This window comes from Variovorax guangxiensis, from assembly GCF_003952165.1.
Taxonomy (GTDB): domain Bacteria; phylum Pseudomonadota; class Gammaproteobacteria; order Burkholderiales; family Burkholderiaceae_C; genus Variovorax; species Variovorax guangxiensis.
The window spans coordinates 1-8,073 of sequence record NZ_RXFT01000029.1; the positions used below are offsets into that span (position 1 = coordinate 1).

Sequence of the window (8,073 nt, forward strand, 5' to 3'; positions counted from 1 at the left end):
GCCGCATCGCCAGGTGCGGCGATGGTCGACCGGGAATGGACTTGCACCGCCATTTCTGGCGGTGCTCGAGCGGAGGTACTTCATCGCCGATTCCGGCGATGCCAGATCCGGGCGGCCCTTCAGTCCAGGGCGAGCTCGAATTGTTCGCCGGCGTCGGAAGTAGGCGTGTCGTCTAGCGCGATCGAGATGACGCGCGCATCGAGCGCGTTGTCAGGACCGCGTAGCGAGTCCGACATGGCAAGGAGCCGTTCTCTCTCGGAGCGACGAACAACGAAGTTGTCGTCGACGACGCCATTGACCAAGGCCCATTGATTCCACGAGAAACTGCGACCGAGCCCGACGGTCGTGTTGGAGCTAGGGAAGCTGTCCGCGTTGCGGACCAGTTCCTCCCAGCTCGCGCCGAAGTGCAGTTCGTCGAAGCGGCTGTGTCGTCCGGTGAGCGCGTTGCGCTCCATGAACAGCGCGCGCTCGAAAAGCTCCGGGTATTCAGCAGCCAGCCAGTAGAGCTCCCAGTGCTTGCTCGCCGGACAATAGAAGCACGCCGACTTGATCGGCACCATGTCTGCGCCGAGAGCGAGGGCGATGGCTCGGACGCAATCGCGCCGAGTCCAGCGCACGAGCTGGAGCGGATATGCGTAGTCGAAATCCGCGTCAGCCATCTTGACGGCGCGCGAGCGTCGAAGGTCTGCTTTACCGCAGTCGTATCCGATCAACTTCGTGATCCGCTCGCCCGAGGCCTGCGCGGCAAGCCATACAGGGTGTGGGGGCCGCGCACCCGGCCCTGATTTCGCGCCCTTGAGAAACTGGTCTTGGGGGATCTGCTTCCACTTAATGCTGCACGACTTCATTCCGAACGCGAGCGAAGGAAGCGTTTCATTTTTGATGCAGTTGCCGTAGAGGTCGGTGTATCCGGTCGAGGCCTTCGGCACCTTCCTGCACACGTCGATGAGTGGCCATCCCCATGTTGAAAGAACGGCGTTCATCTTGTCGATGTGGGCCAAGGTAGGCGGCTTCTCGCCGCCCGTATCGCTGAATGTGATGACCGCAGGCCGAAGGCCTGCCTCATGCAGCGCGACAAGCAATGCGGTGGAGTCCACGCCCGAGCCGAAGCAAACCGCGAGGATGTGCCCACCGAGGGCCGCGCGCAGCGCCTGCCGCTGTGTTTCGGAAAGCACAGCAGGGCGCGAAGTCGCGACGGCGGGCGTCATGCGGCCTGCCGCAGCGCGGTCAGCAGGTCGGCCATGACAGGGGGGCAAACGCCATTGCCCAGAAGGTGCATCGCGGACCTCTTCACCTTCGGGAGGGCATAGTCCTCACGCATGCCCATGACGGCCTTGGCCTCGTGGATTTGCAGCATCCGCATGCGGTCCCCGTCGATGACTGCCCAACGGTCAACGGTGGTCAAGGAACCGATGGGGCGGTGGATGCTTCTGCCGGTCAGGCCGCTGCCCTTGGAGTAGTAAGGCGTGACGAAGCGATCACCGAAAGCCGCACGACCCGCAGCAATCCGGCGAATGGTGGCCGGCTTGCGTTTCGGCGTGATGATGGGACTCCAGTCCGGGTAGTCCCAATCGATCACGTTGGCCACCGGCTGATGTTCGCGTTTTGGCAAACGAAGCTGAATCGGCGACTTGGACCGGCTGCAAACCAGAAATACACGCTTACGGTCCTGAGGCACGCCGTGATCGGCTGCGTCGAGGATGTAGCGGGCAACCGAATAGCCGAGTCTCTGCATGGCGTTCTCCCACGCGGGGAACAACACCCACTTCAAAAAGCTTGGCACATTCTCGGTAACGCAAAACGCTGGCCGGTGGTACTCGGCGCACTGCACGACGGCCCATGCAGTGTTGCGCGTCATGTCGTGATGGGGCCGATCTTTGCCGCGTGCCGGGGTGTGGCCGGTGCAGGATGGGGACGCGATCTGAAGGTCGTGCGAAGGCACAAGGCCCCAGTCCTGCTGATTCACGTCTTGGCACGAGTGCTCGATGTCGGGATGGTTGACCGAATGAAAGTGCACCGCGACAGGCGAGTGGTTCGCGGCCCACTTCACCCGGACACCAGCCAACCGGGCGCCTTCGCTGGAGCCGCCGACACCGGCGAAAAGGTCGATGGCGTCAAAGGTAGACAGTGCGTTCATGCTTCAATCCCTTCTTCCGGGATTTCGTCCTCGGCCCATTCCTCTTCCTCCGGCACGGCGCCTTCCTCCTCATCGCGCGATGCGCAGTGGAAGCCAGTGGCGTTGTCGTCATAGAAGATCGTTTCGCCGGTCAGCACGGCGAGGTGTCCGCGAACGCGAACCACCAACCCCCGACGATCACCACGCTCGGTGCGGCCTTCGTCCCACGCTTTGACTTGGGTCCGGTAGCTGTAGGTCGGACCGTTCCAATCGGCCATCGAGCAGAACGCCCAGCCGCCGCATTCGCTATAGGTGCCGTAGCTCATGCCACCGTCGTTGATGTACTCGCGGCCCTCGTGCATGAATACCGGCACGCTCGCGACGCCCTCATTCGATTCAGCGATCTTGTCGGCACAGTAGGTGCCCGCGAAGACCGACTCGGGGACTTTCACGACCCGACGGCCATCGCGATAACTGGGCAAGAAAAAGGAGTCGCGCCACGGGTAGTAGTCGATTCCGATGTTGTCGGCTGCCCACTGGTGGACCACCACAGAGCCTAAGTTGGGCACATACATGGCATGGACAGTCATCCGCTTCTCGGTCAGCGCCTTGAATTCGGCGCCCGGCACCGGGCACTCGCGGGCGATGCACGCAGCTTGGAAAGCTTCGATCAGCGAGGCCTCGGCAGGCACGTCTACGCGCCACAGGTGATAGGCTCCCGTGCGCTCGCACGCCTCCAGCATCTTGGCGTGTTCGTCCTTGGCGACTTCGAGCGCGCCACCGAACAGAACAGCCAATGCACCCGACAGCGCAGGCAACACCAGTGCTGCGCGCTCGAAGATTGCATTGAATTCGTCGGTGGTGTACTCCGGGTCCAGCCAGCCACCCAAAGGCAGCTCGGCGTAAGCAGGTTGCGCCATGTCGGCGAAGTCGAATCCGAATTGATCGCTCATGTGATGCTCCCGTAGTTGCTCGATTCAGACGCTCTGCGCCGATGCGGGGGCAACCGACACGTTCCACCACTGGTGACCATCGAACGCCATTCCGATCCGGCTCCCGTTCATCACGACGACCCGCGTTTCCCTTGCTGCTGTTTGGTGAGTCTGGGGTGCGAGGAACTGCGCTTGGGAGGCGTTGCCGGTGCTTCGGATGTCGTGTGCGCTCGTATTGGTCATGGTGGTGCCCTCGTTGGTGGTTGAGAAAATCTGCTGTTCGGAGCCGTCTGACGCATAAAGAGACCTGGCGGGCAGGGCAGAGGGGCGCGCACAGAGGCCGCATGCCCGCAGCGCAGCGGAGGGACCGGGCGAGTACGCGAGCGAAGCGATACCCGGCGCCCTGACGGGCAGGGCTATGCGTCGAACAAAGACGGGCCGGACAGCAGATCAACCACGGGCGACCACGACCGAGGCGAGCTGTGTTTCACACGACATCCGAAGCACGGGCAACGCCGGCCAGCCCGTCAGGGGTGGCGACTTCCGCCGCGGGTGCGGCGCTGTGTACTGCCCTGCGGGTGCAGGGCAGCGGCCCGCGCTGCGGGCCGTCAACACCTGGGCCACCGGCTTCGCGGAAGACGGCTTCGCCTGCTTGCGCGCCCCGCGCGCCTGGTTGGGTGTCTGCGGTACCGCATCGCCGCATCTGGCGATGGGGCCCTTGGGCTGTGCATCGCCGTCTGAGGCGATGCGGGGTCTGGAGTGCAGGGAGGGGGGGGCCGATCCCGCGTGGTTAGCGCGCGATCATCGAGGGGCACGCCAAGCCAAAATCGCCATTTTGGCGAACAATCTTCTTTGACAGCATCGCCATTTCCAGCGATGATTGGGGGTCTGAATGGCGCACGAGGCGCGCCCTAAGACGATTCGCATCACACCATCAATGGGAGCTTGTAGAAATGAAAATGCACAGTGCACGGGTATTCGGGTTGGCTCTTGCGGCCACGGCCCTTTCGTCGGTTGCATGGGCACAGTTGCCCGTAACCGACCCAGAGAACATCGCTCATGGAATGGGCGATCAGTTCCGACTTAGCTCAGCAGCGAAGCTGCAACTGCGCGAACCAGGGGCGCTATATGTGCTCGGCGAGACAGTGTCAGGCATCAAAGCGTGGGTTCCAGCTTCTTGCCAGCCCTTGAAGGGGGAGCGGGTGCAGCTAGTAGCCTTCGAGGCGAATGCTGGTGGTGTTCGAGGGAGCAATTCGGCGCGTGTCAAAGTGGCAGAGGGCCGCTGCCGAGGCGCCGAAGGTGTGGTCGGCACAACGTACATCGATGCGGTCAAGTAGCGTGACCAGGGCGCGGGCGTGAAGGCCACGGATGTCTTCCGTCGCATCATGCGGCGGTACCCGGTCTACCGGCTGGCGGTGCTGCTGAGCGGCGCCTTAGTGGCGATGAAGATGCAGGCCTGGGGCGGTGCATTGTTCATCTTGGCCATTGCAGGCGCGATAACGTACCTGAAACTGAAGAAGGCGGATGGCAAAGCATGACTATCCGAGAAATCCTGTGCAAGCTGTTCGCGCACCGATGGAGGGAAACGGGCCGGGACAAGCGCAGCGACGTTGACCTGGTGGAGTTCACCTGCGAGCGGTGTGGCGCGCGCGAAACCAGAATGGAATGACAACGCATGGCTGGTCGTTGGTATCCCGGAGTTGACTCGAAGCGCTTGGCGGCGCGGCAGGTCCGGCGTGAAGCAGAAGCCCTGGCCATCGCCTCAGCCGCAAGGGCGACGCCGGCGAGCTGCTGGACCTGCAAAGGCAAGATGCCGGAGGGCATCGAGCCGGCGCAGTCATGGTGGCCGTGTTGCAGCGAGAAGTGCCACATGGCCCGCGAGCTGGAGCTGGCCCGGCGCAAGGAAGTGCGCGAAGCGCGCCGCATGGGCGTTCCAGTGGCCGAATTCCGGGCGCAGCGCGCGCGGAATCGGCCCCCCCCTCCAAATTGAAGGCGAAGCATGAGCGCGACAACTCCATCTCGCCGGCAGATTGCCGGCGCCGATCCCGACGCCATCGGAGGCGAGGCCTTTGCCCTGGTGCCTGAAGACTACAACGGTCCTTGCCGGCTGACCTGCGAGGGTGCCAAAAGCCGTGATGAGGCCGTTTTTCCGACGTACTCGATCGCCGCGATCGCTGCGACATATGCCGTGAGCGTGAGCCTCGGCGGCTTCCACACAGCCGAACTGACGATGGCGGCAGCGTCGGAAGTCACACACCGAACCTGGGTGGATTGGCTCTGCGCGTAGGCGCGCGTGATCTGCATCGCCATGTGTGGCGATGCTGGCCAGCTTAGAGGCCGCAAATGTCTCGCACCGCGTCGGCCAGGCCGAAGATGATTTCTTCGAGTTCGGCCAGGCCGTCGTCGCGGAGGCCGAGGCGGCGAACGATGGCGATCGCCCGCACGCCATCGACCAGCGCGTAGCCGACGGCATCGAGGTATTCGATGTCGCCGCTCAGCACCAGTTCGGCGAACTGCAACGCCAGCGCCTCCAGCACCTTCGATTCGACATCGGTGAGGCCGCCGAAGTCCACAGGGTCGAAAAGCAGGGTCTGCACGCCGGCGCCGTGCGCCGGCCGATTGGCGATCTTCTGCTGCTTGTCGGCCCACAGCTCCATGTGCCCGATCCGAAACTGCATGTCACGGCCCGTGCGACGTTCGGCACGAGCCTGAACGTCCCACGCCATCGAATCGACCGAAGCAACGCGAGGGTGATGGGCGAGCTGCGCGAGGGCGGTGCTCTTGACGCCGAAAAGGTGCACTTTGCAGTGCGCCGGCAGGTAGGCGTCGAGCGCGGCCAGGATGGCAAGGATGCCATCCGGCCCATGCACCTCACGCCGGCAGACGGAGCCGACGCCGACCAGCTCGGGCCAGTCGGTGAGGGGAAGCCATTGGGCGCAGGTGATGTACTCGGCGGGGGTCCAGCCCTGGATTACCGGCATCGGGGCCTTCACGCCCCGATTCCGGGCCTCTGCGCGGCAGCGGCCGAGCATGTTTGCGGTCGCAGCCATGCGAAGCAGGCGTAACGGGCGGTCGCCCGCGATTTGCGGTTCCACACAGTAGTCCATGGCGGCCCAAAACGCCCAAGGATGCGCCTGCACCAGGTCGAGGTAGTCATCGACCGTCCAGCGATAGTCGCCGTACCGGACGGCGGCGACGAAGCCGGCCGAGTCGAGCGCCGCATCGAGGCCAGCGAACTGGATGGGATCGGGGAGGCGGAACGTCTTGAAATAGCCTTCGCGCTCGTGGCCACGCGGATAGGTGCGGGCGAAGGCGTTGGCCGAGAAAAGCACCGGGTAGCCGCGCTCGCGCGCGGCGGCCACGAGCTGCCCGCCAGTCAGGGGCACGCCGACGCGGACTTGCACTGCGGCCATCATTCTTTCACCGGTGAACCCGGCGCCTCGTTGCGGGCAACGATTGCGGCACGGCGCGCAGCGCGCGCCGTCGCACGCGTTTGGAATTGAAGACCGATCCACGCCCCACAGAAGCGAATCACCCACATGGCTGTCGGCTGACCGGTGAACTCGCGGCGCAGAGAAAAGCGCGGATCGCGCAGGACGGTACGGGCTTGTGCAGTCATGTTTTGTTCCCGTTGACGATGGCTGTCGCCACGCGATCAGCCACGCGCGGGTCGACGATGAATTCAGCGCCGTGGCTGTCGGCCAGGTGCTTGGCGAGACGTACATCCCGCTCAGCCACGAATTCGCATTCGTAGTGCATGCCAGCGAGCGTGATGCGGATCGAGTCGTAGGCTCGGTTCGCGTTATGCACGTGCGTGACCCATACCCGCTTGACCAGCTCGAAGTCGGCGAGCACGACAGCCGGTGTTGCTGGCGGCTCTACCCACGTCGCGGCGCGCTTTTCCACCTCGTCGAGGCGGGCGTCGAGCACGCGCAGCAACTGGCGCACCTGCTGAAGCTCTTCGGGCATGTTGTCGATGGCGACAGTACGGCGCAGCTCGCCCACCTGGTTCACCATGGCTGTCACGGTCTTCCTGATGAGGGGAAGGTGGGCGTAGCTCATGATGCTTCGCTCCCGGTGTTCTTGGCATGCGCCTCGTAGTCCGCGTTCAGAGCAGCCATGTCGTCACATTGCTGGGCGCTTTCCGCAGCCTCGCGCCGGCTGTAGCCCGCAGCGATCAGCTCGCTGATGTGCCGGTTCTTGAACTTCGACCGGGTGCCGCCCCACCAGCCGCCGGACCCGTGGCCCATGGCGATCTTCTTGGCGTGCGATGAGGCTCATGCAGCGCTCCCGGTCGTGTTGGCGATGGCGAAGACCTCTGGAGCGCCGAACTTGCTGGCGTACCCGGTGGAGGACCAACCCCACATTGCTCGCGTCGCCACGATGCGCCACGGCGTGTGTTCGCGCGCCTCGGTGGTCGGCATGATGTCCCGCTTGTCGGCAAAAAGTGCCGCTAGAAACGCTTCCTTCGTTACGACGGTCATGCCGGTCGGGACCAGTGGCACCGGCGTTTGCTGCGTGCTCATGCTGCACCGCCTTCTGCACCGGTGCCGATGATGTCCCTGCTGTCGAGCTCGACCACGAGCGTTTCGCCATCCATGTCGAAATACAGGATCAGGTCTACGTCATCTTGGTTCTTCACGTAGAGCGTGCCGCTCGACTTCAGCAGCAATTGCAAGTGCTCTTCGCCGATGTTCGCACTCGTCACTTCGATGTCGTCGCCGGTATCGACGGTCTGGACCACGATGCCCGTGCCGTTCATTTCCACGCCGTGATGCTGGGCCACGCACTCCGCGTCGATGCGCTCGCGAAAGCCATCGGAAAGGGCGTCCGTGCTGTGATCGAACGCATAGTCGATGTCTTCCCAGGCTACGCTTCGCGAACCCAGCCCGAGGCTTTCGCTGGCCCGCGCGTACGCCCTGAAAAGCGTCTCTGCACACCGCAGCGCGGAAACGATCTGAGCGTTGTCATACACCCGCCCGCCCCAAACGAAACCGAACCCTGTTCCCATGGTCTTCTCGATGC

The 8,073-nt window shown here is 63.9% G+C and carries 12 protein-coding genes; 2 read left to right on the forward strand and 10 right to left on the reverse strand.

Annotated elements, in window-relative coordinates:
* Positions 1-119 precede the first annotated feature (119 nt).
* The 4 genes from EJP67_RS33335 to EJP67_RS33350 are packed head-to-tail and all read right to left on the reverse strand — an operon-like array spanning position 120 to position 3,291.
* Positions 120-1,208, reverse strand: a complete 1,089-nt coding sequence (locus EJP67_RS33335; protein WP_206169597.1) for a hypothetical protein — start codon at positions 1,206-1,208, stop codon at positions 120-122.
* Complete coding sequence (locus tag EJP67_RS33340) at positions 1,205-2,137, reverse strand: DNA cytosine methyltransferase (RefSeq protein ID WP_126025997.1); 933 nt, start codon at positions 2,135-2,137, stop codon at positions 1,205-1,207. Before EJP67_RS33340 ends, EJP67_RS33335 begins: the two co-directional genes overlap by 4 nt.
* Complete coding sequence (locus EJP67_RS33345; protein ID WP_126025998.1) at positions 2,134-3,069, reverse strand: hypothetical protein; 936 nt, start codon at positions 3,067-3,069, stop codon at positions 2,134-2,136. Before EJP67_RS33345 ends, EJP67_RS33340 begins: the two co-directional genes overlap by 4 nt.
* A gap of 24 nt (positions 3,070-3,093) precedes the next feature.
* A complete protein-coding gene (locus EJP67_RS33350; protein WP_126025999.1) occupies positions 3,094-3,291 on the reverse strand; it encodes a hypothetical protein in 198 nt (65 codons plus the stop codon).
* A 1,112-nt stretch (positions 3,292-4,403) separates the two neighbouring features.
* On the opposite strand from EJP67_RS33350, the gene EJP67_RS33355 reads away from it, so the two are divergent.
* Together EJP67_RS33355 and EJP67_RS33360 are read left to right on the forward strand one after the other, a co-directional pair.
* A complete protein-coding gene (locus EJP67_RS33355) occupies positions 4,404-4,586 on the forward strand; it encodes a hypothetical protein (RefSeq protein WP_126026000.1) in 183 nt (60 codons plus the stop codon).
* 461 nt (positions 4,587-5,047) lie between these two features.
* Positions 5,048-5,335, forward strand: a complete 288-nt coding sequence (locus EJP67_RS33360; RefSeq protein WP_126026001.1) for a hypothetical protein — start codon at positions 5,048-5,050, stop codon at positions 5,333-5,335.
* 43 nt (positions 5,336-5,378) lie between these two features.
* Here the strand turns inward: EJP67_RS33360 and EJP67_RS33365 are convergent, their stop codons facing one another.
* The 6 genes from EJP67_RS33365 to EJP67_RS33390 all read right to left on the reverse strand — a co-directional run.
* A complete protein-coding gene (locus EJP67_RS33365) occupies positions 5,379-6,452 on the reverse strand; it encodes a deazapurine DNA modification protein DpdA family protein (protein ID WP_126026002.1) in 1,074 nt (357 codons plus the stop codon).
* Positions 6,453-6,460: 8 nt separating this feature from the next.
* Positions 6,461-6,667: a hypothetical protein gene (locus EJP67_RS33370; RefSeq protein ID WP_126026003.1), complete on the reverse strand. Its 207-nt coding sequence runs from the start codon at positions 6,665-6,667 to the stop codon at positions 6,461-6,463.
* On the reverse strand, positions 6,664-7,110 hold the full coding sequence (locus EJP67_RS33375; protein WP_126026004.1) for a hypothetical protein: 447 nt from the start codon (positions 7,108-7,110) through the stop codon (positions 6,664-6,666). Before EJP67_RS33375 ends, EJP67_RS33370 begins: the two co-directional genes overlap by 4 nt.
* A complete protein-coding gene (locus EJP67_RS33380; RefSeq protein ID WP_126026005.1) occupies positions 7,107-7,298 on the reverse strand; it encodes a hypothetical protein in 192 nt (63 codons plus the stop codon). Before EJP67_RS33380 ends, EJP67_RS33375 begins: the two co-directional genes overlap by 4 nt.
* A 27-nt stretch (positions 7,299-7,325) precedes the next feature.
* A complete protein-coding gene (locus EJP67_RS33385; protein ID WP_126026006.1) occupies positions 7,326-7,574 on the reverse strand; it encodes a hypothetical protein in 249 nt (82 codons plus the stop codon).
* On the reverse strand, positions 7,571-8,073 hold a 503-nt coding region (locus tag EJP67_RS33390; protein WP_206169598.1), incomplete at its 5' end, for a hypothetical protein. The genes EJP67_RS33385 and EJP67_RS33390, both read right to left, overlap by 4 nt.

Excerpts from the sequence above, each read along its gene's own strand:
- EJP67_RS33340 (WP_126025997.1), bottom strand. The coding sequence starts at position 2,137 with ATGAACGCACTGTCTACCTTTGACGCCATCGACCTTTTCGCCGGTGTC.
- EJP67_RS33385 (WP_126026006.1), bottom strand. The coding sequence starts at position 7,574 with ATGAGCACGCAGCAAACGCCGGTGCCACTGGTCCCGACCGGCATGACC.
- EJP67_RS33370 (WP_126026003.1), bottom strand. The coding sequence starts at position 6,667 with ATGACTGCACAAGCCCGTACCGTCCTGCGCGATCCGCGCTTTTCTCTG.
- EJP67_RS33375 (WP_126026004.1), bottom strand. The coding sequence starts at position 7,110 with ATGAGCTACGCCCACCTTCCCCTCATCAGGAAGACCGTGACAGCCATG.
- EJP67_RS33335 (WP_206169597.1), bottom strand. The coding sequence starts at position 1,208 with ATGACGCCCGCCGTCGCGACTTCGCGCCCTGCTGTGCTTTCCGAAACA.
- EJP67_RS33345 (WP_126025998.1), bottom strand. The coding sequence starts at position 3,069 with ATGAGCGATCAATTCGGATTCGACTTCGCCGACATGGCGCAACCTGCT.
- EJP67_RS33350 (WP_126025999.1), bottom strand. The coding sequence starts at position 3,291 with ATGACCAATACGAGCGCACACGACATCCGAAGCACCGGCAACGCCTCC.
- EJP67_RS33380 (WP_126026005.1), bottom strand. The coding sequence starts at position 7,298 with ATGGGCCACGGGTCCGGCGGCTGGTGGGGCGGCACCCGGTCGAAGTTC.
- EJP67_RS33360 (WP_126026001.1), top strand. The coding sequence starts at position 5,048 with ATGAGCGCGACAACTCCATCTCGCCGGCAGATTGCCGGCGCCGATCCC.